Origin of the sequence: Granulicella aggregans (genome assembly GCF_025685565.1) — a bacterium.
GTDB lineage: Bacteria > Acidobacteriota > Terriglobia > Terriglobales > Acidobacteriaceae > Edaphobacter > Edaphobacter aggregans_B.
This window is the reverse complement of record NZ_JAGSYE010000001.1, coordinates 936,987-963,084: the sequence shown is the minus strand read 5'-3', so window position 1 is coordinate 963,084 and position 26,098 is coordinate 936,987. Positions and strand designations below refer to the sequence as shown.

The following is a 26,098-nucleotide window of genomic DNA, read 5'->3' as shown; positions in this document are numbered from 1 at the left end:
ACCGCGCTCTGGCTGTTTCGCACCTTGTTCGTTTGCCTCAACTTTTTCTCCACGTCATGTGTCTGTAAGGCGATTTTCCTGCAGTCTGGCTGGAGACTTTCCGTCACCTTTGGTCCATAGTTACCTGCCCTACAGGCGGGAGGGGATCACTGTTTGCCGGTTTCGCAGTGAACGTAATTCGCTGTACTGCGTTTTCCCAGTGCCCACCAGAGTTGGGTCTCTAAAAAAGTCAAAAGGAAGTTCACAGAATGTCATTTGCGCCTACGGCAGCCGCCGCGTTGAACCACTGGGTCCGCATCCTTGCGGCGCTCGAAAAAAAGATCAATCGTCAGTCCTTCGACACCTGGCTGAAGCCCACGCGCTTCTCGCACATCACAGGCAAGACGCTCTACGTCCGCATCCCCTCGGCAGAGTTCGAACACATCGGCGATCGCTACGCCGACCTCATCCAGGAAGCCATCGACAACCTCAACCTCGAGGTCGAGACCGTCACCTTCCAGACCCCCGCTCAGGACCCCGCCGCGCCCAAGCTGCGCGAGGATGGCGGCTTCGCTCCCCTCCCCAGCCATAGCGTCAACGCACCGGCTCCGAACGGCACCGCCGGCACATCCAGCAAGCTCAGCCGCAACCCCGCTCCACCACCCGCCGCCGGCGTCGAGCAGGCCCGCTTCGACTGGAACGCCGCCTCCCAGCTCAACCCCCGCTACGTATTCGATGGCTTCGTCACCGGCAGCGGCAACCAGTTCGCCATGGCCGCAGCCCAGGCCGTCGCCGAGCGCCCCTCCAAGGCCTACAACCCGCTCTTCCTCTACGGCGGTTCCGGCATGGGCAAGACCCACCTCATGCAGGCCATCGGTCACGACGTCAAACGTCGCCAGCCCCACGCGTCGATCAGCTATCTCTCCGGTGAAAAGTTCACCAACGAGATGATCAACTCCGTCCGCTACGACAAGATGACCACCTTCCGCGACAAGTACCGCACCACGGACGTCCTGCTCATCGACGACATCCAGTTCCTCGCCGGCAAGGAGCGCACCCAGGAGGAGTTCTTCCACACCTTCAATGCTCTCCACGAGAGCATGAAGCAGATCGTCATCGCCTCCGACCGGCCTCCCAAAGAACTTGCCGACTTCGAAGACCGCCTCCGCTCCCGCTTCGAGTGGGGCCTCACCGCCGACATCCAGCCGCCGGACCTCGAAACCAAGGTAGCCATCCTTCAGAAGAAGGCCGAGTCCGAGCACACCCATCTGCCCACGGACGTAGCCCTCTTCATCGCATCGAATGTGCGGACGAATGTCCGTGAACTCGAAGGCGCCCTCGTGCGCCTCATCGCCTGGGCCTCCATGCACGGCGTCGACATCTCGCTCGCCGTCGCCCAGCAGTGCCTCAAGCAGTTCATCGACACCCAGATCCGCAAGATCTCCATCGAGACCATCCAACGCACCGTCGCCGAGAACTTCGGCATGCGCGTCGCCGAGCTCAAGCAGAAGAACAACTCCCGCCAGATCGTCGTCCCCCGCCAGATCGCCATGTACCTCGCCAAGCAGCTCACCGAGGCCTCGCTTCCCGAGATCGGCCGTCAGTTCGGCGGCAAGCACCACACCACCGTCATGCACTCGATTGCCAAGATCGACGAACAGAAGCGCACCGACGCCGACCTCTCCCGCACCCTCTCGAAGCTCATGGAGACCTTAGGCTAGTTCTCGCAAAGCGCCACACGCACACTCTGTGCCCCATTCATCGCAGCAGTGTCGCGATGAATGGGTCCGCACAAAGCGAGTCTTCTCTCGCCCCGGCAACCGTCATTCTGAGCGAAGCGAAGAATCTCCGCATTGGCATTTGCTGTTGTCTGTTCTTGCTGTCATCCTGAGCGCAGCGAAGGACCCCGACGATGCTCACATCACCGCAGCCGCCCAAACCTTTCAGCCGCTGACAGGGAAGACCGAATTCAGAGTGGCCCCATCTTCGTCGCAGTCTGATCGCGACGAAGGTGGGCATTCGTGTAAAGCACCAACCGCTTTATCACCGGCGCATGACGATCCTGTCATCCCGCCCTGTCACTCAGCATTTCTTAACACATCCCGCGTATCTTCTCTTCATGTCCAGATTTTCATGCGTCTTTTTGAGCCTGTGCCTCGTCAGCGCTCCCGCAATCGCGCAGGACGTCGCCGCTCTTACGCAACCTGAAAACCTCCCCGACGCTCCCAGCTTCGTACTGGCCGCCTCGCAAGAGCCGCAGCAGACCGGCACCGGCCGCATCTCCGGCACTGTTCTTGACATCAACGGCGGCATCGTCGCCGGAGCCACCGTCACCCTGGTCGAATCCAGCCTCCCTCCCGGCCCCGGCATCATCGCAATCTCCGACACCGCAGGCCGCTTCCTCTTCGACCACCTCCCCGCAGGCCGCTTCAAGTTCACCATCACCTCCCCTGGCCTCGAAACCTTCGTCTCCTCCGAGATCACTCTCAAGCCCGGCGAGTTCCGCGATGCGCCGCCTGTAGACCTCCCCATAGCCTTCGCCAACATTGATGTCCAGGTCACAGTCACCCAGGTCGAACTCGCCCAGGAGCAGATTCACGCTGAAGAGAAGCAGCGTGCCTTTGGCGTCCTGCCGAACTTCTACTCCAGCTACATCTGGAACGCCGCGCCTCTGACGAAGAGCCAGAAGATGCACCTCGCCTTCAAGGCTTCGACCGACCCCGTCGAATTCCTGGGCGCATCCCTCCAGGCAGCCGCCCAGTACAACGCCGACCAGTTCGCCGGCTATGGCTACGGGTTCTCCGGGTACTCCAAGCGCTTTGCCGCAGCCTACGGAGACGGAGCCTTCGCCCGCGTTATCGGTAGCGGCATCCTCCCCGCGGTCCTGCATCAGGACCCGCGCTACTTCTACAAGGGCTCAGGCACCAAGAAGTCCCGCGCCCTCTACGCCATAGAGCGCGCCTTCATCACCCGCGGCGACGACGGCAAGCCCCAGCCCAACTACTCCCACATCGGCGGCGCATTCCTAGGCGGCGCTATCTCAAATGCCTACCACCCCCACGCCGACCGTGGCATAGGCCTCACTCTCACCAACGGTCTCATCGACACCGCGGGCAACGCCGTAAACAACCTCATCCGCGAATTCGTCCTCCGCGAGATCACCCCTAACGTCCCCGTCTACGCCAACGGCCAACCCGACCCAAACTCCAAACCCGCTCCAACTGCAAAGCCGGAAACCAGCGCAAGGCCCCAGTAGCCCCCACCAACCTTGTCATCCTTCGCGAAGCGGAGGATCTGCTTTTGCCGTTTCGTTGCGGTTGTTCGTTCTTGCCGTCATTCTGAGCGAAGTCTCTTGCAGCTTCATCGCAAGAGACGCAGTCGAAGGACCCGCCACACCGCTCACATCACCACCACCGCCCGAACCTTTCAGCCACGAAATGGGTGCCTCTGATGGCCATTGGGTGGACACCCATCGGGAGTAGCAGCGGGCTTCAGCCCCCGGTAAAGCATCGCCACCAGAAGCGGGGCTTTAGCCCCGGACCCTTACCGCCGCAACAGGTCCATCCCCGTACCCACCGGCAGCCTCACCGAACTAGCCACCGTAGCCCCCAAATTCGGCGGCCACAAAGGATCGCTCGCCGCGACCGTCCCCACATTCACCTCCGGAATCTTCGCACTGAACCCGGCATTCATCGCGTCGATAAACGTGTTCGCAATCACCGCATACCCCGTATTCGTAGGATGGATCCCGTCCAGCGAAAACACCCCGCCAAGGAACGCCGCGCTCCCCGTATACCCATTGATCGGCAGGCCGTTCGCGATCAAATTCGCGAAGAGCGCATGGATGTCCACCACCGTCGCTCCCGCCACCTTCGCCTGCGCCGCAATCACCGTGTTGAAGTCCGTTACCCGCTGCTGCACCGTCGCCACCTCCGCCGCCGTCAGCACGCCCGCATCGCTCACCGGCGTCGTCTGCGTCCCCGCCACGATCGCCGCCACCTCAGCCAGCCCCTCCGGATTCAGCAAGTCCCCCGCCGAGATCCCGAACAGTCCACTCAGCACCGAAACCGGATACCCCGTCGCCGCCGAGTACTCCGCCAGAATCGTCGCCGCCGGCTGCAGATAAGGCACCAGCGTCACATCCGGAATATTCGCAATCACCAGGTGCGCCTTCGTCTTCGTCGTCAACTCCGTGATCAGCGCCGTGTACTGCGTCGTGAAGTCCGCCACGCTCGTCATGCTCGAAGGCATCCCCGAAATATCCGCGTCCAGCGCATCGTTGTTCCCCGCCCAGATGAAGATCGTCGTCGGGTTCGCCTTCACCGCAAACGTCGTCTGCGAGTAAGCCTGCCCAAGCCCAAGCCCCGGGAATCCCAGTACCAACTGCGTAATCTGCTGCTGCCCAGGAGTCGGCGAAACCACCGGGATCGTATTCAAAATATCGTTCAGCAGCGCGCCCGGAACCGCCAGGTCCGTCACCTGTGACGAGGGATTGTCCCGCCCCGTCGTCGTCCCGCTCGCCGTCATAATCGTCAGCGGACTCACCGACTTCAACACCAGCGTACTCGGCGCTCCCGGCGCGGCGATTAGCGCCTGCGTAATCCCAAACCCTGCCTGCCCCGCCACCAGCGGAGCCCACCCATGCACCTCTGCCGTATCCAGCAACGATCCGCTCTGATACCCCGCCGTCAACGAATCGCCCAGAAACACCGTCGTCGTAAAGTTTCCCGGCGTTGCGGGCGTGCTTGTACTGCTCCCCGACGAGCCGGACGAAGAGCTCCCGCTCGAACAACTCGCCAGTAGAAAAAGCGAAGCGCTAAGCATGCCCAGCGGAAGTGCGCCACGCAGCAGCCTGGTAGAAGAAAACGTCCTCACAAGTGAACAACCATTCATTTTCATCGCAGACTCCTGCTCCGATACTTGCCCTTCCGTAGACTCCATACAAGAACGTAGCTTTGTACCACACGCGCCTCACCATAGGGAACCCACCCCGCTCCCGGCCAGCAGTTCGGGTGCCCCATCCATCGCGCCTTTGTTCTACGCGATGGGTGGGACATTCGTGCGCAGCACGAACCGTCGTCCTCCCAACCCAGAAACCCGTCGTCCTCAACGGGGCAAGCGGAGTAGCAGCGGGCTTTAGCCCGCGGTATCAGGACCACCTCAACAAGGGACTTCAGCCCCGGCAACTCGCCATTTACGATAGACCCAGAAAGAAACAGGTGTAAGTGAAGATTTGGACGGAGATCTCGAAAGAAAATCTGGCAGCGAACCTCGCCGCCATCCAGACCGTTCTGGCCGATGCCACCGGTAGCGCCACCCTCCTCGCCGTCGTCAAAGCCAACGCCTACGGCCACGGCATCGAAACCTGCGCCCCCATCCTCGCCGCCGCTGGCGCGCAATGGCTCGGAGTCACCGACGCCACTGAAGGCGCTCGCGTCCGCGCGGTCCTCCGCGACTCCGGCCTCCCCGACGCCACCCAGCCCGACATCCTCGTCATGAGCGCTACCGCCGCGCTCCCCGGCGAAGCCGAAGCCATCGTCCGCGACCGCCTCACCCCGGTGGTCTCCTCCCTCAATCAGCTAACCCACCTCCGCGAAGCCGCCGCAGCAGCAACCGCCCCGCTCCCCATCCACCTGGAGATCGACACCGGCATGTCGCGCCAGGGCGTCGCGGTCGGCCCCGGCCTCGACTCCCTCCTGGAACTCCTGGCCGCCACCCCGCAGCTCCATCTCTCCGGCCTGATGACCCACTTCGCCGACACTGAGGTCGCCCACTCCCTCCAGACCCTCACCCAGCGCGCCGTCTTCGAGCAGGCCGTCGCCGCCGTCACCGCCCGCGCCCTGCGCCCCGACTGGGTCCACGTCGGCAACTCCTCCTACATCGACAACGACGACCGCGAGAGCAACGAGAGCAGCCCAAGCAAGAACGAAAACGACGGCTGGCTCCCCTGGCTAGCCTCCCTCGCTCATCGCGCCGGAGCTCGCCCGATGGTCCGCTCCGGCCTCGCTCTCTACGGCCACCTGCTCCCCATCGAAGGCTTATCCCGCCCCGCCATCCAACCGCTCGTCCGTCCCGTCCTTACCTGGAAGACCCGTGTCCTCTCCATCGCCGAGCTCCCCGCCTGCAATCTGGTCGGCTACAACGGCACCTACCGCGCCACTCACCCCATGCGCCTGGCTCTGCTCCCCGCCGGATACGCCGACGGCCTCCGCCGCGAGCTCTCCTCCACGAACGACCACCCGGGCGGCTGGGTCATCCTCCACGGCCGCCGAGCCCCCATCATCGGCCGCATCTCGATGAATCTCACCTCGGTCGACATATCAGCCATTCCCAATGTCTCTGAAGGCGACGAAGTCACCCTCCTCGGCGAGGGCATCACCGCCGAAGACCACGCCCGCCTAGTCCACACCATCCCTTACGAGATCCTCTGCGGCATCCGCGCCTCCTGCCCCACCGACTGACCTGTCTAGCCCCCGCACATACACACCCCAAGAACCGTCATTCTGACCCTTGAGCGTAGCGAAGGGGAAGAATCCCCACATTTCGCCTCTCCGCCACCAACCTGCGCGGGCATAATCCACGCAAGCTGTACGGGTCATCCTCTTCAGATCACAGCCGGGAGCCCTCAACCATGCCCACCCCGCACCACCCCCGACTCAAAAGGCAGCCAAAGCAGGAACACCGTCCCCCGCTTCCCCTCGCGCTGACTACTCCTCACCAGCAGCCGCCCCTTATGCCGAGCCACAATCTCGCTGCTGATCCACAGCCCCAGCCCAGTCCCGCCGATCCCCTTCGTCGTAAAAAACGCCGTGTAGATGCTCTTGATCGTCTCCGCGCTCATGCCGCTGCCCGTGTCCGCCACCATAATGGCAACTCCCCGCGCGCCACTCCGCCAATCCATCGCCTCCCGGCTCCGAAGCACCAGCGTCCCTCCCCGCATACGCATCGCGTCAATAGCGTTCCGCACCAGATTGTTCAGCACCTGCCGAATCTCGCTCTCCAGGCAGACAATCATCCGTTCACCCCGGTAGCGCCGCTGTAGCGATACATGCGAGTTCTCCATCAACCCTGCGTACATGCTGCTCACCGAATCCATAAGCTCCGCCGGATAGATCGCCATCGGCCGCGTCGACTGCTTATAGAAACGCAGCGACTGCGCCGTAATCAGTGACACCCGCTTCAACTCCCCATCCGCAGCCTGCAGATAGCGCCGGACCTCTACAGGGTCATCCGTCTGCTGCGCCAGATAAAGCAGGTTCATCACCGACTCCAGCGGATTGTTGATCTCATGCGCGATCGACGACGCCAGCCTTCCCACCGCGGCCAGCTTCTCGCTCTCCCGCAGCGCCGCCTCAAACTCCATCCGCGCCGTCACGTCCGTCTGGATACCCACGAGATGCGTCACCACGCCATGCCGGTTCCTGATCGGCGACAGCGACAGCTCGTTCCAGAAGAACGTCCCGTCTTTGCGATAGTTCTTCAGTACGACCACCGCCTCGCGCCCGTCGCGAATCGCCTCGCGGATCACATCCAGCCCCGGCTGGGCCGTGTCTTGCCGTTGCAGAAAACGGCAGTTCTTCCCCAGCACCTCTTCAAGGTGGTATCCCGTCATCACCTCAAACGCCGGATTCACATACACCAGAGGAAGATCAGGCTCAGAGGCGTTGGCCACAGAGATTCCGCTCGTCACCGACCGGAAGATCCTTCGGTTCAGGTGCAACTCCTCCAGCGCCGAGTGATACTTCCGCGCAAACGCCCGATGCGCGTAGAGCATCAGGCTCAACTGCGCCACCAGCGGCGCCGGCTCCACCGGCAGCGTCAGCACGCCGTCTACCTGATACCCCGCCGGCCCTATCGGCCGCTCGCCAAGGTAGACCGCAATAATCGCCGGGTTGATCCCCTCAACCTGGCGCTCTCGCTCCCCCAGCATCCCCTGGATCTGCCGCGCATAGGGCTCCTCCGCGATGATCATCTCGAAGGCCGCCAACTCGGCGTAGTCCAGCTCGTCGGCGTGCAGTTTGACCGCGCGAAGCTCCAGCTGCGTCGTCGCCGTCTCGATCAGACGCCAGTTCATCGGATCATGAATCAAAATCCCGACGGCCACCGGCTGGTCTGCCGCCTCCATCTTGGGAAGGTCTTCCTCGTTCGGCAATAGCTCGGCCTGAACTGTCGTTGAACTTGCCATTGCGGCCCCCTGAAAAAGTATTCGACCGGCACGACTCCAAACTTGAGTGACTACCCGCGCAATCGACTACCGGGCCAAAAGTCGTACACACTTGCAGAGCCTTCGTCTCTCTGCCGCCGTCGCTCCGCCTTCGGCGAAGCTAGCTGATCTACTTTTTCGATGCAGGATCACTTCGACGGGCTGCCGCAAACCCGTCCGCGCCTTAGCCCAGACTATACCCTCACAGCGCCCACACTGGCGCACACCCCCGTCAGGCATTAACATCAACAGGAAGAAAGAAACGAGGAAAGCTCCAATGGATCAGAATCAAACTGCCCGCCGCACCGAAGACATCGCCCTCGACCTCCTCAAGTTCGTCGCGGCAACGGCAAATGTTGGCGGCAAGTCTACCGGCTCTACCACCGGCTTCGGCATCCCCACCTCGGCCAAGCCCGAAGACCAGGTCACCAGCCTGCTCGAGCTCTACGCCAAGTGCCGCCAGGCCGTAGAAGCCCCCCTCGAAGACTAAGGAAGCCTAAGTTGACCGATGAGACGCCGAAGAGCACCCGCCCACTCCGTGTCGCGGTAGCCGGGGCAGGAGCCTTCGGCAAGAACCACCTGCGCGTCTACAAGGAACTCGAAGCCGCGGGCCAGATCCAGCTGACCGCCGTCATCGACCGCGACCCCGCCACCCTGGCCGCTGCAGCTGAGCTCTATGCCATCCCCGGCTTCGCCACCCTCGCCGAAGCCCTCACGGCGAACCTCTCGCTCGACGCCGCCAGCGTCTGCGTCCCCACCATCCACCACGCCGCCGCCGCCGAAGAGCTCATGCGGGCGGGCGTCGATGTCCTCATCGAAAAGCCCATCGCCGCCACCGAAGCCGAAGCCAACCGCATCCTCTCGCTAGCCGCGACGCTGAATCGCATCGTCCAGGTCGGCCATCTCGAGCGCTTCAACCCCGCCGTCGCCGCCGCCCGCGCCCACCTCAACCGCCCCATGTTCTTCGAGTCCCACCGGCTCAGCATCTTCACCCCGCGTTCCCTGGACGTAGACGTAGTCCTGGACCTGATGATCCACGACCTGGACATCGTCCTCTCGCTCGTCGCCTCGCCCGTCCGCGAGGTCCGCGCCGTCGGCCTGCCCGTCCTCTCGCAAAAGGTCGACATCGCCAACGTCCGCGTCGAGTTCGAAAACGGCTGCATCGCCAACTTCACCGCCAGCCGCGTCAGCACCGAACGCGTCCGCAAGCTCCGCTTCTTCCAGCCCCGCCAGTACCTCTCGCTCGACTTCGCCCGCCAGGATCTGCTCATCATCGACGCTCCCGACGTCTCCGCCCTGGCCGCCCTCGACCCATCCCAGCTAGCCGCCCTGCTAGCGGCAGCAAAGTCCGGCGATCACCCATCCCCGGGCCTCGGCCTGCGCAACATCGACGTCCCTAAGGGCGAACCTCTCCGCCTGGAGATCGAATCCTTCCTCCAAGCCGTCCGCAACCGCGAGACCCCCATCGTCTCCGCAAAGGACGCCACCGCAGCCCTCGCCCTCGCCCTCGAAATCACCACGGCCATCGAAGCCCACGCAAAACGCGCCGGCCTGTAGCGCAAGCCCTTGTTTTTGTTTGTCATTCCCGAAGGAAATCTGCTTTTGTCTTTGTCGGCCCAGGAACACGTCATCCCGACCGGAGCGCAGCGAAGTGGAGAGACCCCCGCATTTCGCCTTTACCATTCCACCGGAGTGCCTGCTACCGGCCAAAGGCGAGTTATGCGTCAGGATGCCGTCTCACCACTTGATTCCAAACGCCCGCGTGATCAAGACATTGATTACAGCGAGGGCCGCGAGGACCATCTCGACAACACCGAGTTTCTTTGTAAAGGCAATGTACTTGGGAGATGAGAACACCGTCAGCCCAAGTCGGGCGTTGAGTCTCGCGAACGCGCCGGGGTAGCGGTACATGAGGAATCCCCAGCCGCCCACCCAGCTGACTGATGCGACCATAAACAGGACTTCTAAGTTAGGCGTTAGAACCATGCGCTGCCATCAATTCACGCCTGGCAATGATTGGATCTTCGAAGCGGCAAAATCAAGCCCAAACTGTACCCCAGGGATACACTTCAATCCATCCGCTGAACGGTCATCCCCGCCGGAATCTCCAGCTTGAACTGCTCATCATCCAGCGGCTGATTCGGCGTCAGCTTCACAATCGCGATCTTCAACGCATACTCGTCGAACGGCCGCGTTATATCGATCTCCCCCGGAAACTCGATCTCCCCATACTTCTGATACTTGCTGTAGTTCACCGTCGTCACCACCCGCCCGGCCTCGTCGTAGATGTCCTGCTTGTACGGCAGCAGCGTCTCGCGGCTATAGTGAATCACCCTCCGCGTCGTCATCGTCTGCTTGTCCGCCGCCGCATCCTTCGGCCGCCCCAGGATCACCAGGTCGTAGTCCGGTTCCACCACGACCGTGTGCGTCTTCGGATCCGCCGGCAGTGTCCGTTCGCTCTCCGTCACCGTCACAAACTCGTCCGCGCCCACGCTCCGCAGCAGGATCGAATCAAAAAAGATCCCCGGCCTCAAGTTCTCCAGCGAGTTCTTCGACGGCGTCTTCACCTCATCCGTCCCCACTCGCGCCTTGTTCTGTGATGGAATCAACAGCTTGAAGTTAGTCCCGTCAGAGACCATCTCCATCGCCACCGAGCCAAACACCGGGATCTGCAGTACCACATACAGATCGCGCGGCTTGCGCATCAGGATGTAGCCCTTGAACGAGGTGTAATCCGTCACCTTGCCCGTGCGTCCGCCACCCGTGCTCGCCGCAATCGTCACCGACGCGCTGAAGCTCTTGATCGCGTCGTAGTTGCCGTTCAACTGCTTTACAAGATCGCCGACCGTCGCATCCTTCACCACCGAAGGAGCGACATTCTTCTCGACAATACGGGTCGTCTTGTAACAACCCGAGATGCTTAGAGACATCGGCAGCAGAATCGAAAGCAGAAACCCGGCTTTTTTGAGGGAGGAAAACACGCTAAACAAGTATAAATGCCCCTCTTTTGAGGCGCTGCTATCAGACGGGGATGTTTCCCGCCGGACGCGAATGGCCATGAGGCCTGCAACCTTCTGGAATCGGAGCCGGCTCGCAAACAGGTTCGTCTTGCGATCGGCATCTTCTTTAGACGCTCCCGCTTCACCCCGAGCTTCTAAATGATGGCCGCCGGAACCCGAACACACGCCGAGCACAGCGCTGTGCCCTATTGATTCGCAGTCTCATCGTGAATGAGTGGGACCGCCGCAAACCGCGGGGTGCCCTATATCTGGCGGCCCCATCGCCAGATGTGGGATCCCACACCCCTTCTCCGGGAAGTCCAGAAAAACGTCATCTCGACCGGAGCGCAGCGCAGTGGAGAGACCCCCGCATTTCTTCTCCCTATTCCCTTTTCCCTGCTCCTACAAAACTCGTACCGCCACCACCGTCATATCGTCGTACTGCTCCGCCTCACCCGCGAATTCATCCACCGCCGTACACAACGCCCCGGGAACTCCATGCACCGCGCACTCCACATGCTCCAGCACCACCCGCTCGACCTCTTCCTCAGCCCAGAAGTCACCCTCCGCATTGCAAGCCTCGACGATCCCGTCCGACACCACCACCAGCAGGTCCCCCGGCCGCAGAGCGACGGTCGTCTGCTCGTACACCGCCTCCGGCAACAGCGCGATCGGCAGCCCATCCCCCGGCAGCCGTTCCAGCTCGCCATCCGCATGAAGCAGCAGCGGCTGCACATGCCCTGCATTCACATACGTCAGCGACCTCCGGTCCTCCGAGATCACCCCGCAAAACAACGTCGAATACCGTTCCGCCGTCGAGCAGCTATACAGTGTCCGGTTCAAATCGCTTAGCAGCGTCGAAAGATCGTCACCCCGCTGCAGCAGGCTCCGCAGCAGCGTCTGGATGCTCGCCATCATCACCGCCGCCGGAATCCCCTTGCCCGAGACATCCCCCAGCGTCACCGCGAACCCGCCCTGCCGCAGCGGCAGCAGGTCGTAGTAATCCCCGCCAATCAAGCGCGCCGGCCGGCAGCACCCCACGCACTCCAGACCTTCAATGCCTTTCGGATTCTCCGGCAGCAGCCGGTCCTGCACATCGTGCGCCAGCTTCAGCTCATGCCGCATCAGCTTCGCGCCCAGAGCCTCGCGCCGCAGCCGCTCGCCCTCGATCGCCTCCGCCGCAAAGTGCGCCAGCAACCCCAGCAGCCCAACATCGCCGTCATGGAAGCCACCCGGCTTGTTTAGCAATTGGAAGGCCCCAATCACCCGTCCCTCAGAACGCAGAGGAACGCACAAGATCGACTCCGTCTTGTATCCGCTCGACTCATCCACCCGCCGCAGCAGCCGAGGCTCGTTCCGCGTATCGTTCACCAGCATCGGCGCGTCTTCTTCGATACACGCCCCTACAACGCCCTTACCCAGCGGAATCCGTATCTCGTCAACCCCATGGGCCAGCTTCGTCCAAAGCTCGCCCGCCACCTTGTCGATCAGCCAAAGACTGCACCGGTCTGCTCCCACCAGGTCCCGCGCAAAGTCCGCATTCAGCCGCACCAGCTCGTCGGTCTGCGTCTCCCGCCCGATCCGCGTCGCGTGCTCGAAGATCGCCCGTGTAATCTTGTCCGCGCTCGCGTGCTCAAGAACCGCGCTCTCCATGCCCACCTCGGCCCGTTGTGTTCGTATACCTCAGAGAATACTTCGAGATAGCACGGGTCGAGCCTGAATTCTGGTAACCTCCGCCCGAAAGTCCCGTTCTGCCCGCTCTTGCCCACCCAGAAGCAGGGTGTAGGGAATAGGAATAGGGACCGGGAGTAGCAGGGGGCTCAGCCCACGGGAAAAACGCCATCAGGACGAGGGTCTTCAGCCCCGGATAAACGGGTGCCCCATCCATCGCGCCTCTGTCGTTTGCGATGGGTGGGACGTAAAAGTTATCCCAGCCTCTTTCAACCAGCCGCATCCTGCGCGCCCATCCACACAGGCCGGTCACCAACTACACCTACCCCCTAAACCCTGCTCTACCCCAACCTCAACTGCCTCTCCTTCAACTCCAGCAACAGCGCCTCCACCTCATCATTCCTCTCCAAAGCCTCGAACCGGTCGTCCAGCGAGTCCACCTCCACCATCGCTCGAGCCACCCCGGCGTCCACCCTCGCATCACCCACAGCCGCCGAGATCCTCCCCATCCGCACCGCCGTCCCGGCCCCGCTGGTCAACGCCACCCCAGCCCGCTTCGCCGCCACATTCCTCCGGTGCTGAGCCACCAGCAGCTCCACCCGTCCCCGAGTCTCCACCAGCTTCCGTTCCAGCCTTCCATAAGCCGCCCGTAAGGTCTCCGCCTCCGCCGCCTGGTCGTCATACTGCTGCCCAAACCCAGCCGCCATCTTCCGGTGCGAGATCGCCCTTTCCAGCGCCCCCCGAGCCATCTCATCCTGCCCCTTCGCGACCGCGGCCTCCGCCTTCCGCGACCACGTCGCCTCAAGCTCCTCCTGCTCCGCCCGCTTCTTCTTCAGCAGATGCTGATCGGCAATCGCAATCGCCACCTGCGTCTTCACCTGCATCAACTGGTTCTCCATATCCAGCACCAACTGCTTTCCCAGCTTCGCCGGATCCTCCGCCTTACTCAGCAGATCATTCAGATTTGCCCGTATCAAAGTCGAAACCCGTTCCAATAGCGCCATCTCAACACCTCCAGCCTTGCCAATCAGAAGAATCGTCATCTCGACCGAAGCCGTGCGGCTCGATCGCACGGCGGAGTGGAGAGACCCCCGCATTTTGCTTCTATTCCAAGTGCGCCGGGTGCCCACCCATGGCTCGCACTTGGCCATGGGTGGGACCGCCACTACTTCTCCTCCCGCTCCTTCATCGGTTTCACGTTCTTCATCAGCTCCGACATCTTCATCCCGCTCAGCGCCTCAAACAAAGCCGGCACCTGCGCCGCGATCTTCGTCATATCGCCCGTGACCTTGTCCATGCCGGTCCCGCCACCATCGCCGCCCGTAGACACGATCGTGATCTTGTCCACGTTCTTCAGCGGCTCGGCCATCGCGCGCACAACTTCCGCCATGTTCGAGATGATCTTGTCCACCACAGCAGCCTGCGACCACTCCTGGTAAGCCTCGGCCTTCACATTCATCGCCTTGGCCTCGGCCTCGCCCTTGCTGAAGATGATGTCCGCCTCTGCCGAGCCCTGCAGCCTGGTCAACGCAGCCTGCGTCTCGCCCTGCACCTTCGCAGCCGCCGCGCGTCCCTCCGCCTCAATCGTCAACCGAGCCTTCTCCGCGGCAGCGATATTCTGGATCCGCCGCGACTCAATCTCCGACCCCTTCAATACCGTCGAGATCAGCTCCTTCTCGTGCCGCAGAATCTCAGCGTCCTGCACCTTGATCTGCTGCTCCTTCTCGATCTGCAGGATCTTCACCTGCTCGGCCACAACCTGCTGCTGCATCACATTCGTCTGCAGCTCATAAGCCTTGTCCGCATTCGCCTCCTGCCGCCGCGACTGCTCGGTGTACTGCGCCTTCTGGATCGCAAGGTCCCTCTGCGCCTCCGCCTGCTTACCCAGCGAAGCCGTCTCCGCAATCACGCGATCCTGGTCCGAAGCCGCCTTCGCAATCGCCGCCTCGCGCAGAGCATTCGCGCGACGAATCGCCGTATCGCGCTCCGCCTCAGCCGCCGCAATCTCCGCGTCACGCTTGATCCGCGCCACGTCCGGCCGTCCCATGTTGGTGATGTACTCGTTCTTGTCGCGCACCTCGCGAATCGTGAAGCTCACCACCTCAAGCCCCATCTTCGACATGTCATCCATGCAGGTCGCCCGCATCCTCTCTGCGACCATCTCCGGCTCCTTCACAATCTGCTCGACCGTGAGTTGCCCGATGATCCCGCGCAGATGCCCTTCCATCACCAGCCGAATCAAACCCTCCCGCTGGTCCGGCGACTTCGAAAGAAACTGCTCTGCCGCCGTAAGAATCGATTCGTTATCGCTCCGCACCTTGATCTGCGCAACGGCCTCAACCGTGACCGCCACACCCTGCTTCGTATAGAGGTCCTGCTGCGGAGCCACGTCGAAGCTCATCAGCTCCAGCGTCAACTCCTTATAGGTCTCGACCACTGGAAAGATCACTGCACCGCCCGACTTGATCACCCGAGGCGCACGAAATCCGTAAACGATAATGGCCTGATTCGGCCCCGCCTTACGAAACATTCGCGCCAGCGCAATCAACAAAGCCAAAAGCGCAACCACCAACCCAACCACAATCACCGTTGTCATCACCGACGTCTCCATAAAACTCCCTTAGTCCTCTCTCTACCTGTACTTCTAGTTCCATCTATATTTCTTGCTTGTCATTCCAGAAGGAAATCTGCCGGGTGCCCCATCCGTGCGGCCTTATCGCACGGGTGGGATCCACAAACCTCAAACATCATCCAACCGGCTCACCGTGGCCACTCCCTTCGCATACCCCAACACCACCACCTCGGCCCCCCGCTCGATCGCCTCTCCCGTCTCACTCCGCGCCGCCGCACTCCTTCGCGCGCCCGTCTGCGAGAACAGAATCTCCCCCAGCCCGCCATCCGCGCGTATCTCATCCGACACCCGAGCCACCACGCCATCCATCCGCGTCTCTTCCGCCGTCAACACCCGCTCCCGAGGCAGCAGCACCTTGAACAGCACGCCATAGATCACCGCAGCTCCGCCAATCCCAGACACAGCCGCAATCAACATCACCAGCACTCCAAACAACCCGGTATGCGACCGCAGCAGATACCCCACCCCACCAAACCAGCAAAGAAACGCAGGCAGCGTAAACCCATTCAGCACCGAGACATTGCCCGACCCATTTCCAGCCCCGTGCGTATGCGCATGAACATGCCCATGCCCAAAGTGGATATGCCCGAAATGCACCCGTCCCAGCCCGGTAAACATCGCCAGAACACTCATCACCAGCCCCAACACAAAGCACACCAGATAGACCGTCGTCATCTCAATCCCTCAACCACCACATCACACCACCACATCGGGTGCCCCATCCATCGCGCCTTTGTCTCTCGCGATGGGTGGGACGTAAAACGTCCCCCAGCCTCTTTCAACCAAAAAATGTCATCTCTACCGGAGCGATGGACATCTTCATCGTCCGTCGCGCAGTGGAGAGACCCACGCATTTCATCTCTCACCGCGCATACATCACAAGCCCGTCAACGATGCTTCTTCAACCCCTTCTTCTTCCCGCCCTTTTTCTTCTCCGAAGCATCCGCAGTCTCAACCGCAACCCCCTCAAGCCCCAAAGCAGCCCCCAGCCTCTCCACCAGCGCCGGAGTCTTCAACACCGCCTCCAGCAGCAACAGGCACCTTCGCGAATCCGAGTGCTGGGACACCGCCAGCAGAGCCCTGCAAAGCTCCGGGTCTCTTCTCCCAAACCGCTCCGCCCCGCCGACCAGCCACAGATCCAGCTTGTCCTCAAGAATCTCCGCCGTCCGCAGCTCCGCCTGAAAGTCCTCCGGGTCCTCGACTAGATATCCCGGATGCACCTTGAAGAACTTCGCCAGCAGCAGCCTAGTCGTATTGGTCAAATGCGGCCGCGCCCCCGACTCCAGTTGCGAAAGATAAGACTGCGACAACCCCTTACCCTTCGTCTCCGCCGCAATCGCCTTGACCAACTCCTGCTGCGTCATCGCCCGCTCCAACCCGCGCAACGACCCCTCAACTTCTCTCAAGTACCGAATCTTGTCCGCCAACTTCAACGCGCCATGACCTCATATTACGAATCGCAATATTTATATCGCAATCCGCGATACGGCGCAAGAGGCCTATAGGACTCTTGCGCCGTATCGCTTTCTACACCTCCACCCTATCCCCTACACCCTGCCTTCACTCCGCCCGCAAAGCCTCCACCGGATTCACCGAAGCCGCCCTTCTCGCCGGCAACCCCGCCGCCACCAACCCCACCATCAGCAGCACTCCAACCGATCCCGCCGCGACCCACGGATCGCTCGCCGTCACCCCATACAGAAACCGTCGCACCAGCGCCCCGCACGCGGCCGCTAGCGCCACGCCCACCAGCGTCCCCGCGCCGATGATCCCCACCGCCTCGCCCAGAATCATCCGCAGCACATCGCTCCGGTCGGCTCCAATCGCCATCCGCACCCCAATCTCCTGCCTCCGTTGCTGCACCCGCAGCGCAAGTAGCGCAAAGATCCCAATCCCGCTGAGCAGCAGCGCCACGCCCGCAAACGCCGAACTCAGCAGCGAGATCAACCGCTCGCTTCCTAGCGACTGGTCCACCTGCTCCTTCAACGGAAGAAACGCCATATACGCCGTCCCCGCCGCATACTCGTTCAACGCCGCGCGATACGCGCTCATCGAATTTGCATCGTTCGCCGCCCGAATGAAGAACACGAAGTTGTTCGCGAACCCGCCATCTCGCAGCGCCGGAGCTCCCGCCGCAAAATAAATCGTCGCCGGAGCAGGATCGCGCAGGCTCGAATACCGCGCATCCGCCACGATCCCCACCACCCGGCACACCGCCGTCCATTTGTCTCGCGTGAACTCGCTCTTCACCGTCTCGCCAAGCGCCGCCCCGCCCGGAAAGAGCTGCCGGCCGGCCGCCTGGTTCAGCACGCACACCGACCGGTCCGCATCGTCGGGGTTGAACTCTCGCCCCGCCAGCAGCCGCGTCCCTACCGTTGCGAAGTATCCATCCCCCACCTCGTTGAACGCCATCGAATACTCATCCTGAGGTCGCGCCAGGCTATGCACATTTAGCTTCGGCGCAAACCCGGTCAGCGGCGTCACCCACGTAAACGATGCCGCTTCGATCCCCGGCGAGGTCCGCAGCTTCTCCGTCATCAGGTGATAGATCGACGCGATCTCCTGTGGCGTCTTATGCATCGTCTGAAACTGCGCACACACCTCCAGCACATGCGACGGCTCAAACCCCGCATGGTTGCTGCGCAGCTTCACCAGCGTCCGCGTGAACAGCCCCGCACCGAACACCAGCACCAGCGCCAGCGCGAACTGACCAGAGATCATGGCATTCCTTCGAAGTCCGCCCACACGCCGGTTCGGCCCTTGCCCCTTCAACACTTCCGCCGGAGCCGCCTTGCTCGCCCGCATCGCCGGCACCAGCCCAAACAGAATCGTCGTCACCACCGACATCATCGTCGTGAACGCAAACACCCGCATGTCCGGCCGCACCAGGCTGCTCTCACCCGAGCCCGCCGGCGTCAGAAACGCCGCCAGCACCGGCACGCTGAACCACGCAACCGCAGCCGCAATCGCCGACCCCACCAGCGCCAGCAGCAACGACTCCGTCAAACACTGCCGCAGAATCCTCGCCCATCCCGCACCCAGCGCATTGCGAATCGCAAACTCGTGCCGATGCCGCTGCACCCGCGCCATCTGCAGTCCGCCAAGGTTCACGCAGCACAACAACAGCACCAGCAGCACAACACCCTGAAGCATCAACAGCGCCGGGCGATAGCGCATCTCCAGCGCCGAGAATCCCCGACTCGCCGAGTGCGCCACCAGCGTAGCTCCCTTCAGCGAAGGCAGTTCCCTCGTGCGCGGAGGTAACATCTCGCGCCACACCGAAGTAAAGTTCGCCGCAAGCTCTGCGTTCGCAGTCTCCAGCGTGACTCCCGGCGCAAGCCGCGCAAGCGCCATCGTGAAGGCAGTCTCGGGATGCTGATAAGGGTCCTGCTGCGGCGAGTCCGCAACCACGCTGGCAAAGTGCGCCGGCAGAAAGACCTTGTTCGGAGAACCCACGAGGATGCCCTGAAACTCGCGCGGCGTGACGCCAACGACCACGCCCGCATGTCCAGAGACTTCGATCCGTCTTCCGATAACGTTCGGATCGCCATTGAAGTTCGAAGCCCAGTAGTCGTAGTTCAGCACCACCGGCCATCCACCCACCGGCCCGCCAGGGACATCGTCGGCCGGCTCGATCAGGCGACCCAGATAGGGCCTCACTCCCAGCATCGGCAACGCATTACCCGTCACCATCCATGCGAAGACAGATCGCAGCGCGCCTTCGGGGTCACGCACGGCAACCATCGTGCCGCCCCAGCCGGAGAGATCTGCATAGCTCCGCGCGTGGCTGTGAAGGTAGTCCGCCATACGCATCGGAAGGCCGTCCATAGGAGGCCCGGGCATCAGGCTATGCACCCCGAAGCTCACCAGCTCCGAGGGCTTGCGCACCGGCAGCGACCGCAGCATGGCCGCATCGAGGATGGTAAAGATCGTCGTCGTCGCCCCAATCCCAACCGCCAGCGTCAACACCGCCGTCGCCACGAACCCCGGGCTCTTCCGCAACTGCCGCGTCGCCAACCGCAGGTCCTGCATCAGCGTCTCAAGGAACGGAATGGTGCTCTGTTCGCGATAAGCCTGCTTGGTCATCTCAACTCCTCCGAGCTTCAAGATCGCCTGCCGCCGCGCCTCACGCGCATCCATCCCCGCCCGCAAGTTGTCCTCGATGTGCATCTCAAGATGGCTCTCTATCTCCGCGCGCAGCTCCCGCTCCCGCCGCCCACTCGCCACCAGTCCCATGAGCCTTCGCGCCCACACCCGCAAACTCCGGGTGCCCCATCCATTGCGCCTTCTGCGATGGGTGGGATGTACAAACTTTCCCGGGCCACTCATACCGCCTCATCCGGAGCAAGAAACCGCGCCAGGATCGCCGTAGTCTGCTCCCAGTTCTTCTCCTCGCGAGCCAACTGCTTCCGCCCCGCGCGAGTCAGCGAATAAAATTTCGCCTTGCGATTGTTCTCCGAGACGCCCCACTCCGCCGCGATCGCGCCCTCCTGCTCCAGCTTCAGCAGAGCGGGATAAAGCGTCCCATAGTTCAGCTCCAGCACGCCGCCGCTCGTCTGCTCAATCCGTCGAGCGATCCCATACCCATGCAGCGGCCCCATCGCCTCGATGGTCTTCAACACCATCAGCGCCAGCGTCCCCTGCCAAACATCCGCCTTGCTGCCCATCGCGCCTCCTATTGCCTAACCATAGGAATAAAACCACACCCTCTATGGGAAAGCAATAGGAATCGGCAAGAGGTTCATTTCGTGCCGCAGCCAGCCAGAAAGTGCTCAAACAGCGTCCGCAGAAACGCACTGTCGATCTTCCCTGAACCAATCAGCATCCGGTAATAGATCGGCCCGTAAAGTTGATCGGTCGCCACCTCAAGATTCAGGTCCCTTCTCAGTGCGCCTTCTTCCACCGCCTGCCGCAGCACTTCGAGCACCCCCGCTCTTCGCGGCCTGATCCAAAGATCGCGGAACGCCATCGCAAGGTCCTTGTCGGATTGCGCCTCCGCAAGCAGCGAGCGAATCAGTCTGCCCGACGGTCCACGAAAGAACCTGGCTTGCAGCTCCAATTGCTTTCTCAGACGCTCAAGCGCCGAAGGCGCGACGGGAAAATCCGTCTCCGGGCCAATCAGCTGCAGCAGCGACTCCATCACCACAGATGCCTTGTTCGGCCATCGCCGGTAGATCGTCATCTTGCCAACCCCGGCCTCATTTGAAATGCGGTCCATCGTGATCGCGCGAAACCCTTCCGACGACACAAGCTTCAGCGTTGACCGCAGGATGGCGTCGTACGCCGCTTCGCTCCTGGGCCTGCCTTTCTTCGTATTCCCGGACATCACCGCCATCCTTGCTTACCTCCAGAGATCGTTTGCATCCTAATCGATACTTGCAGTATCGTATACCAAGCAATTAACGATACCGACGTTATCGTATTTGGAGGCTTGGTATGGAAAAGAGAATCGTTCTGATCACTGGCGCCAGCACCGGACTAGGCCGCGCCTTCGCCGAGGCCCTGCTCCACGCCGGATTCAAGGTCGTAGGCACCGTCCGCAATCAAGAGGCAGCCCAGACCTTCGAAGCCCTCGCCGCCGGCTCAGCCTTCGCGCGAATTCTCGACGTCACCGACGGCAAGACGATCACCCGCACGGTCGCCGAAGTCGAATCGCAAATCGGCCCGATCTACGCCCTCATCAACAACGCCGGCTACGGCCACGAAGGTACGCTCGAAGAGTCACCCATAGAAGAGCTTCGCCACCAGTTCGAAGTCAACTTCTTCGGGGCCGTCGCGATGATCAAAGCTGTCCTCCCCAACATGAGGCAGCGCCGTGCGGGACGCATCCTCAACATCACCTCCATGGGCGGCCTGATGACCATGCCCGGCATCTCTTACTACCACGCCAGCAAGTTCGCACTCGAAGGCCTGACATCATCGCTCGGCAAAGAGGTCAAGAGCTTCGGCATCTTTGTCACAGCCGTCGAGCCCGGAATGTTTCGCACCGACTGGGCCGGCCGATCCCTGGTCCGCTCCGAAAGACGCATCCCCGACTACGACGCCATCTTCAACCCCATCCGCGCCGCGCGAGCCTCACGCAACGGAAGCCAACCCGGCGATCCCGCCAAAGCTGGACGCGCCATCGTGCAACTCATCGAGTCGGCCAACCCACCGGCTCATCTTCTGCTAGGCCCCGATGCCTTTGACTACGTCTCAAAAGAGCTCGACGCCCTCCGCGCCGAATTCTCAAGCTGGGAGAACGTCACCCGCTCCACCAACTTCGACCAACCCTAGACCCAAAATGTGGATGCCCCATATCTGGCGGCTTCATCGCCAGATATGGGATTACGGCCGCCCCCTACCGCATAGCCGCCTCAACCTCATCTGCCGTATGCGGCAGCTTCTCCGCAAAATCAATCAGCTTCCCGCTCGCATCCACATAAAAAGTGTCCTCAATCCTCACCCCGATCTTCTCCTCGGGGATATAGATCCCCGGCTCGATCGTGAACACCGATCCCACATCGAACGCCTTGTTGTAGTCCGCCGGGTCATGCACATCGATCCCCACCCCATGCCCCAGCCCATGCACGAAGTACTTCCCCAGCGGCTCGCCATGCAGGTCCTTGCCATGCGTATTGATGTAGTCGTAAGCGACCTTATCCAACAAATCCGCAGGAGCATCCGCCCCACGCATCGCGACTCCGCCCATCTTCGACTTACCCGCCACGAATGCTGCCCGCGCAGCATTCTGCGCCCCCAGCACAATGTCGTAGATCTCCCGCTGCCGCGCCGTAAACTTCCCTCCCACCGGCATCGTCCGCGTCAGGTCGCTCGCATACATCGAGTACTCCCCGGCCGCATCGATCACCACCACATCGCCCTTCTCCATCACCCGTTCGTTGGTCGAGTAATGCAGCACCGTCGAATTGAATCCCGACCCCACAATCGACGGATAGCTCACCCGCTCGCACCCGCCCTCCATCATCTTCGCGACTTCGATACCCGCAATCGTCCGCTCCCGCACCCCAGGCTTGATCGCCCGCATCCCCGCCAGCTGGGACGCAATCGACGCATCGGTCGCCTTCCGGATCAACTCAATCTCCGCCGCCGACTTCACCATCCGCAACGTAGTCGTCAGCGCCGTCACATCCTGCGGCGACACCTGTAGCTCATCCGCCCCGAGCACATTCGCCACAAACTTCATCGCCGCCCGAGCCTCGTCATTCGGCTGCGTCCAAACCGTCCTCACCCGCCGCGGATCTTGCTGTATGAATGCGCCTAGAACGTCGGGCAGCTGCGACAGGGGCATCACCGCATCCACACCGAGCTTCTCCGCCGCTCCCGCCGACGCCGCATCCAGCTTCTCGCCCGTGTACTTTTCGAGCACCGGGTTGCGCATCGGCAGAAACAGAATCTCTCGATAAGCATGCGCCGGCACCGGCGTCCCCAGCCGAGTCACCGTAGCCGGTCCAGCCCCAATCACCACCAACGCTCCCGCCGGCTCATTCGATCCCGTCAAGTAGTAGAAGTCCTCATCCTGCCTGTAGTCCTGGTACTCCATCGCCGGCTCATGCGCCGCAAAAACCACCGCCGCTCCGCCCTTCAGCATCGCCCCCAGCTTCACCCGCCGCTCGCGATACTCCGCCTTCGGCACCGACTCCAACCCAAACCCCACCCGCCCCATCACCACCAACAGACAGACCGCCACCCACCGCAATCCCGCAAACCGCTTCGCCATGCCGCACCCTCAAGTTAGATTTCCTTGAGTATCACCCCAACCCCAACCGATGTCACCATCCACCCCGAACATAGAATCCTCGTCACCACGCCGGGTGCGCCATCCATCGCGCCGTTGTCTTTTGCGATGGGTGGGATCATTCGCGCCCCGCGCGAACCGTTCTTCTCCCCCAAAGAACCGTCATCTCGACCGACCAACGGGAGTGGAGAGACCCCCGCATTTCGCTGTTATCTTTGCTGTCATCCAGAACGACCCGCCCGCCCTCCAAATCAGTCCGGGAACATTTCCTCGCGCCGCCCCGTAAGCAGAGCCATGAAGTCTCTCCGGATCGCCGCAGGCGTTGCCCTCTTCGCAGCTACCAGCGTCTGCTTCTCCCAGCCGAACGTCCCCTGCGGCCAGCCGCTCGACGCCGCCCTCCACTCCGGCGCGGACCTGACCATCGACTCCCGCCCCGCAGGCGTCGAGATCGTCGCCACCGATCAGGAGGCCATCCACATCACCTGCAAGGCCGCCTCCAAAGATCAAGACGCCGAAACCGCCCTGCACACCCATCTCCAACTCTCCGGCACGCCCTCTCACGCCACCCTCACCATCACCGGCCTCCGCCTCGAACACAACGGCGTGCAGGTCCGTATCGAGGTCCCACGCAAGGTCAACCTCGACCTTCAGATGCCCGCCGGACAAGTCACCGTGGAGGACATCGTAGGCGACAAGAACATCGAACTCAAAGCCGGCCAGATCACGATCTCTTCAACCCACACCTGGAACTACAGGAAGGTAGATGTCTCCGTTGCAATCGGCCAGGTAAACGCTCAGGTCTACGGCGCAAGCAAGGGCGGATTCTTCCGCGAGTTTCGCAAGCAAGACACAGCCGGCGAGTATCGCCTCCACGCCCACGTAATGACCGGCCAGATCGATCTACTAGGCAAGCCCGCGCACGCTACAACCGGGCCAGAATAGAAGCTCGCATATTAACTCCGCCGAGTGTTTGGGCCTCGTCCAGTTGAATTTCGAGATAAAGTGAAACGACCTATGGGAATCTATCCAGCGCCGTTTCGTATAGCCAAAGTTTAGCTGTCTCGGACACCCCGCGGGCATCCCAGGGCCAATGTTTGCAATAGACCTCCTTGGCACTCTCGCAAATCGGCTCGCACGCTCATACAGCGCACCTTTGCATTCTCCGTCGAGTGCTTTCGTACAATGAAGCGCGAGGTCTCGGCTTAAAGCCGCGCCGCCGATCTCCGGGCCCTTCTTCTCCACCGCCTGCCTGACCACGGTGATGTGCGCTAAGATCGAACACATCCAGATGCTAAGAGGTTCCATTGAGCAGCAGCGATGTTGCTCGAATTCTTCTGGTTTTGAGGGAGCGATAAACGTGCTGACGCCTCATAATTCTGTGTCCTTTTTCGCCCTGGCATTCGTGCCGTGGTACGAGATGTTCTATGTGAATTACAGACTCGTTAATCTCGTCTCGGCCATAGTTCTCCTTGTCATCGCGATGCTTCTCCCTCGGCTGATTCCGAAGCGCTTCGACAGCTCACGGATTCGATTGGCAACTCGACTCACGCGTTGGATGTTGGTGATTCAAGCTGTTGCCATATTTAGTCAGGGACTTCTTCCCCTCGGCTTTATCTCCGGAATAATCGAGACCCTCGTGGGCCTTGTTCTTGCAAGTGTTTTCCTGCCGAACTTGTTTAATCCTCTGGAAGTCAAGCCGATCGAAGACGAAGAGATTCAAGCGGGTGTCCTTGCAATCTTTAATTCTGAGAAATTCCTGACTAGCCTCTCAACGGTTTTGCCTAAGGGAGATGAAGACGAGAAATTTGGATTGGACTACATACCTTTCCTTCTCCAGGCAATTGATCAGCGCAGGCATCGGGTTGAGGTGGAAGCACGTTATTTCCTCGGTGCAACGGTGGTGGCGGCCCTTTTCTTTTCATCAGCAGTTGTTTATTTCGGCTACATTCTTGTGAATGAGTCGTCCGCCGGGTCCGCTAAGATACTGGCAGACATACGTCAAGACACGAGCCAACTCACACAGGATCTTTTCCTGCTAGACATGCGCGTCAGCAATCCTCGATTTGAGAAGAACATTCTGCCCATAATCAAGCAACTCGAAGCTACCGACGCCGGTCCTGATAATTCTGACATCAAGAAGGTTCTCGACAACGATCTCACGACGGCAGTGGCGAATGACGCTCCTCTGCAGTCGGTAATGGACGCGCTAGAAACAGCTTCAAGGGCAATCAAGTCCGGGGGGAAGCAGGAAATTAGCTATAGAGACCACCTCATTGACGTTCAGAGAAGTCTTTCGTCCCTTATCGAAAATCAAGTTGGGACACAAAATCAGCTCAAGGCGATCCTGAGCGACATGAAACCGTTGATCGATTCAGCGCAGAAATCGATTCAAGAGCCGACCAACCGGACAGCCGAGCTCATTAAGCGGCTAGGCTTAGGTATCGTCGTCTCGACGTTTTTCCTTGCCCTTCTTAGATATCTGGGGAGCCTATACAAGGCTCGCTATGAACAGGTGCTCGTGGCCCAAACGGACGAATTCATGGTCCGCAAATTCTATGTCGCGTTCAAGAGTTCGCTAGTAAATGATGAGCAGCGGAAAGCAGTTCTAACGACCTTTATGAGTGGAACAGCCAGCCCCGTAGCTGCAACTGCGGCGACTAGTGAGGGGGATGATTCCTCTAAGCAGTCACTCGACCTGTTGAAGGAACTGATGTCTGCGCTAAGCAAAAAGCTGTGATTCCAGACTCTCGCGATTCGCTGATGATATACCTTTGCATGCGCGGCGGCGGCAAATCCACACCGCTCCGGCTATTTTAGCCGGACAACTGAGAGAGACCATGTCAATCGGTAATGCCCCGTTCGGTCACAAGGTGACC

The 26,098-nt window shown here is 61.2% G+C and carries 21 protein-coding genes; 8 read left to right on the top strand and 13 right to left on the bottom strand.

The annotated features are described in order from the left end of the window. The first annotated feature begins 248 nt into the window (after positions 1-248). Together dnaA and OHL18_RS03980 are read left to right on the top strand one after the other, a co-directional pair. Entirely contained in the window at positions 249-1,700 is a 1,452-nt protein-coding gene (gene dnaA / locus OHL18_RS03985) for a chromosomal replication initiator protein DnaA (RefSeq protein WP_263373535.1), read from the top strand. A 422-nt stretch (positions 1,701-2,122) separates the two neighbouring features. Further along, entirely contained in the window at positions 2,123-3,235 is a 1,113-nt protein-coding gene (locus OHL18_RS03980; RefSeq protein WP_263373534.1) for a carboxypeptidase-like regulatory domain-containing protein, read from the top strand. A gap of 287 nt (positions 3,236-3,522) precedes the next feature. Here OHL18_RS03980 and OHL18_RS03975 read toward each other — a convergent pair whose 3' ends face one another. Continuing rightward, positions 3,523-4,878, bottom strand: coding sequence for an SGNH/GDSL hydrolase family protein (locus tag OHL18_RS03975; RefSeq protein ID WP_263373533.1), 1,356 nt, complete (start codon positions 4,876-4,878; stop codon positions 3,523-3,525). Positions 4,879-5,204: 326 nt separating this feature from the next. On the opposite strand from OHL18_RS03975, the gene OHL18_RS03970 reads away from it, so the two are divergent. Continuing rightward, entirely contained in the window at positions 5,205-6,440 is a 1,236-nt protein-coding gene (locus OHL18_RS03970; protein WP_263373532.1) for an alanine racemase, read from the top strand. Between the two features lie 164 nt (positions 6,441-6,604). Here the strand turns inward: OHL18_RS03970 and OHL18_RS03965 are convergent, their stop codons facing one another. Beyond that, positions 6,605-8,164 carry a two-component system sensor histidine kinase NtrB gene (locus OHL18_RS03965; protein WP_263373531.1) on the bottom strand — a complete coding sequence of 520 codons (1,560 nt, stop codon included), beginning with the start codon at positions 8,162-8,164 and terminating at the stop codon, positions 6,605-6,607. 295 nt (positions 8,165-8,459) lie between these two features. Here OHL18_RS03965 and OHL18_RS03960 point away from each other — a divergent pair, with 295 nt between their 5' ends. Both OHL18_RS03960 and OHL18_RS03955 read left to right on the top strand, forming a co-directional pair. Beyond that, positions 8,460-8,672, top strand: coding sequence for a hypothetical protein (locus tag OHL18_RS03960; protein WP_263373530.1), 213 nt, complete (start codon positions 8,460-8,462; stop codon positions 8,670-8,672). An 11-nt stretch (positions 8,673-8,683) separates the two neighbouring features. Continuing rightward, the gene (locus OHL18_RS03955) at positions 8,684-9,739 is read left to right on the top strand and encodes a Gfo/Idh/MocA family protein (RefSeq protein ID WP_263373529.1); all 1,056 of its coding nucleotides are present in this window, start codon (positions 8,684-8,686) and stop codon (positions 9,737-9,739) included. 180 nt (positions 9,740-9,919) lie between these two features. Here the strand turns inward: OHL18_RS03955 and OHL18_RS03950 are convergent, their stop codons facing one another. From OHL18_RS03950 to OHL18_RS03905, 10 genes are all read right to left on the bottom strand, one after another. Further along, positions 9,920-10,135 carry a hypothetical protein gene (locus OHL18_RS03950; RefSeq protein WP_263373528.1) on the bottom strand — a complete coding sequence of 72 codons (216 nt, stop codon included), beginning with the start codon at positions 10,133-10,135 and terminating at the stop codon, positions 9,920-9,922. A 116-nt stretch (positions 10,136-10,251) separates the two neighbouring features. Next, on the bottom strand, positions 10,252-11,112 hold the full coding sequence (locus OHL18_RS03945; protein WP_263373527.1) for a DUF4292 domain-containing protein: 861 nt from the start codon (positions 11,110-11,112) through the stop codon (positions 10,252-10,254). A gap of 471 nt (positions 11,113-11,583) precedes the next feature. Beyond that, positions 11,584-12,834, bottom strand: coding sequence for a PP2C family protein-serine/threonine phosphatase (locus tag OHL18_RS03940; protein ID WP_263373526.1), 1,251 nt, complete (start codon positions 12,832-12,834; stop codon positions 11,584-11,586). Between the two features lie 359 nt (positions 12,835-13,193). Beyond that, a complete protein-coding gene (locus OHL18_RS03935) occupies positions 13,194-13,949 on the bottom strand; it encodes a PspA/IM30 family protein (RefSeq protein WP_263373525.1) in 756 nt (251 codons plus the stop codon). Positions 13,950-14,017: 68 nt separating this feature from the next. Then, the gene (locus tag OHL18_RS03930; protein WP_263373524.1) at positions 14,018-15,448 is read right to left on the bottom strand and encodes a flotillin family protein; all 1,431 of its coding nucleotides are present in this window, start codon (positions 15,446-15,448) and stop codon (positions 14,018-14,020) included. A 144-nt stretch (positions 15,449-15,592) separates the two neighbouring features. Beyond that, positions 15,593-16,159, bottom strand: a complete 567-nt coding sequence (locus OHL18_RS03925) for a hypothetical protein (RefSeq protein ID WP_263373523.1) — start codon at positions 16,157-16,159, stop codon at positions 15,593-15,595. A 212-nt stretch (positions 16,160-16,371) separates the two neighbouring features. Further along, positions 16,372-16,890: a helix-turn-helix domain-containing protein gene (locus tag OHL18_RS03920; RefSeq protein WP_263373522.1), complete on the bottom strand. Its 519-nt coding sequence runs from the start codon at positions 16,888-16,890 to the stop codon at positions 16,372-16,374. A 154-nt stretch (positions 16,891-17,044) separates the two neighbouring features. After that, the gene (locus tag OHL18_RS03915) at positions 17,045-19,813 is read right to left on the bottom strand and encodes an ABC transporter permease (RefSeq protein ID WP_263373521.1); all 2,769 of its coding nucleotides are present in this window, start codon (positions 19,811-19,813) and stop codon (positions 17,045-17,047) included. Further along, on the bottom strand, positions 19,810-20,151 hold the full coding sequence (locus OHL18_RS03910) for a PadR family transcriptional regulator (protein WP_263373520.1): 342 nt from the start codon (positions 20,149-20,151) through the stop codon (positions 19,810-19,812). Before OHL18_RS03910 ends, OHL18_RS03915 begins: the two co-directional genes overlap by 4 nt. A 74-nt stretch (positions 20,152-20,225) precedes the next feature. Beyond that, on the bottom strand, positions 20,226-20,819 hold the full coding sequence (locus OHL18_RS03905; RefSeq protein ID WP_263373519.1) for a TetR/AcrR family transcriptional regulator: 594 nt from the start codon (positions 20,817-20,819) through the stop codon (positions 20,226-20,228). 101 nt (positions 20,820-20,920) lie between these two features. On the opposite strand from OHL18_RS03905, the gene OHL18_RS03900 reads away from it, so the two are divergent. Further along, positions 20,921-21,760: an oxidoreductase gene (locus OHL18_RS03900; protein ID WP_263373518.1), complete on the top strand. Its 840-nt coding sequence runs from the start codon at positions 20,921-20,923 to the stop codon at positions 21,758-21,760. 64 nt (positions 21,761-21,824) lie between these two features. On the opposite strand, the gene OHL18_RS03895 is transcribed toward OHL18_RS03900, so the two are convergent. Beyond that, complete coding sequence (locus OHL18_RS03895; protein WP_263373517.1) at positions 21,825-23,204, bottom strand: M24 family metallopeptidase; 1,380 nt, start codon at positions 23,202-23,204, stop codon at positions 21,825-21,827. Between the two features lie 312 nt (positions 23,205-23,516). Between OHL18_RS03895 and OHL18_RS03890 the strand changes: the two genes are divergently transcribed. Then, entirely contained in the window at positions 23,517-24,164 is a 648-nt protein-coding gene (locus tag OHL18_RS03890; RefSeq protein ID WP_263373516.1) for a DUF4097 domain-containing protein, read from the top strand. 415 nt (positions 24,165-24,579) lie between these two features. Continuing rightward, the gene (locus OHL18_RS03885; protein WP_263373515.1) at positions 24,580-25,959 is read left to right on the top strand and encodes a hypothetical protein; all 1,380 of its coding nucleotides are present in this window, start codon (positions 24,580-24,582) and stop codon (positions 25,957-25,959) included. Positions 25,960-26,098: the final 139 nt, after the last annotated feature.

Coding starts and splice junctions, on each gene's coding strand:
- OHL18_RS03960 (WP_263373530.1), top strand. CDS start 8,460: ATGGATCAGAATCAAACTGCCCGCCGCACCGAAGACATCGCCCTCGAC.
- OHL18_RS03905 (WP_263373519.1), bottom strand. CDS start 20,819: ATGGCGGTGATGTCCGGGAATACGAAGAAAGGCAGGCCCAGGAGCGAA.
- OHL18_RS03975 (WP_263373533.1), bottom strand. CDS start 4,878: ATGAAAATGAATGGTTGTTCACTTGTGAGGACGTTTTCTTCTACCAGG.
- OHL18_RS03935 (WP_263373525.1), bottom strand. CDS start 13,949: ATGCGGGGGTCTCTCCACTCCGCCGTGCGATCGAGCCGCACGGCTTCG.
- dnaA (WP_263373535.1), top strand. CDS start 249: ATGTCATTTGCGCCTACGGCAGCCGCCGCGTTGAACCACTGGGTCCGC.
- OHL18_RS03945 (WP_263373527.1), bottom strand. CDS start 11,112: ATGTCTCTAAGCATCTCGGGTTGTTACAAGACGACCCGTATTGTCGAG.
- OHL18_RS03925 (WP_263373523.1), bottom strand. CDS start 16,159: ATGACGACGGTCTATCTGGTGTGCTTTGTGTTGGGGCTGGTGATGAGT.
- OHL18_RS03895 (WP_263373517.1), bottom strand. CDS start 23,204: ATGGCGAAGCGGTTTGCGGGATTGCGGTGGGTGGCGGTCTGTCTGTTG.
- OHL18_RS03910 (WP_263373520.1), bottom strand. CDS start 20,151: ATGGGCAGCAAGGCGGATGTTTGGCAGGGGACGCTGGCGCTGATGGTG.
- OHL18_RS03915 (WP_263373521.1), bottom strand. CDS start 19,813: ATGAGTGGCCCGGGAAAGTTTGTACATCCCACCCATCGCAGAAGGCGC.
- OHL18_RS03940 (WP_263373526.1), bottom strand. CDS start 12,834: ATGGAGAGCGCGGTTCTTGAGCACGCGAGCGCGGACAAGATTACACGG.
- OHL18_RS03965 (WP_263373531.1), bottom strand. CDS start 8,164: ATGGCAAGTTCAACGACAGTTCAGGCCGAGCTATTGCCGAACGAGGAA.
- OHL18_RS03890 (WP_263373516.1), top strand. CDS start 23,517: ATGAAGTCTCTCCGGATCGCCGCAGGCGTTGCCCTCTTCGCAGCTACC.
- OHL18_RS03950 (WP_263373528.1), bottom strand. CDS start 10,135: ATGGTCGCATCAGTCAGCTGGGTGGGCGGCTGGGGATTCCTCATGTAC.
- OHL18_RS03930 (WP_263373524.1), bottom strand. CDS start 15,448: ATGACAACGGTGATTGTGGTTGGGTTGGTGGTTGCGCTTTTGGCTTTG.
- OHL18_RS03900 (WP_263373518.1), top strand. CDS start 20,921: ATGGAAAAGAGAATCGTTCTGATCACTGGCGCCAGCACCGGACTAGGC.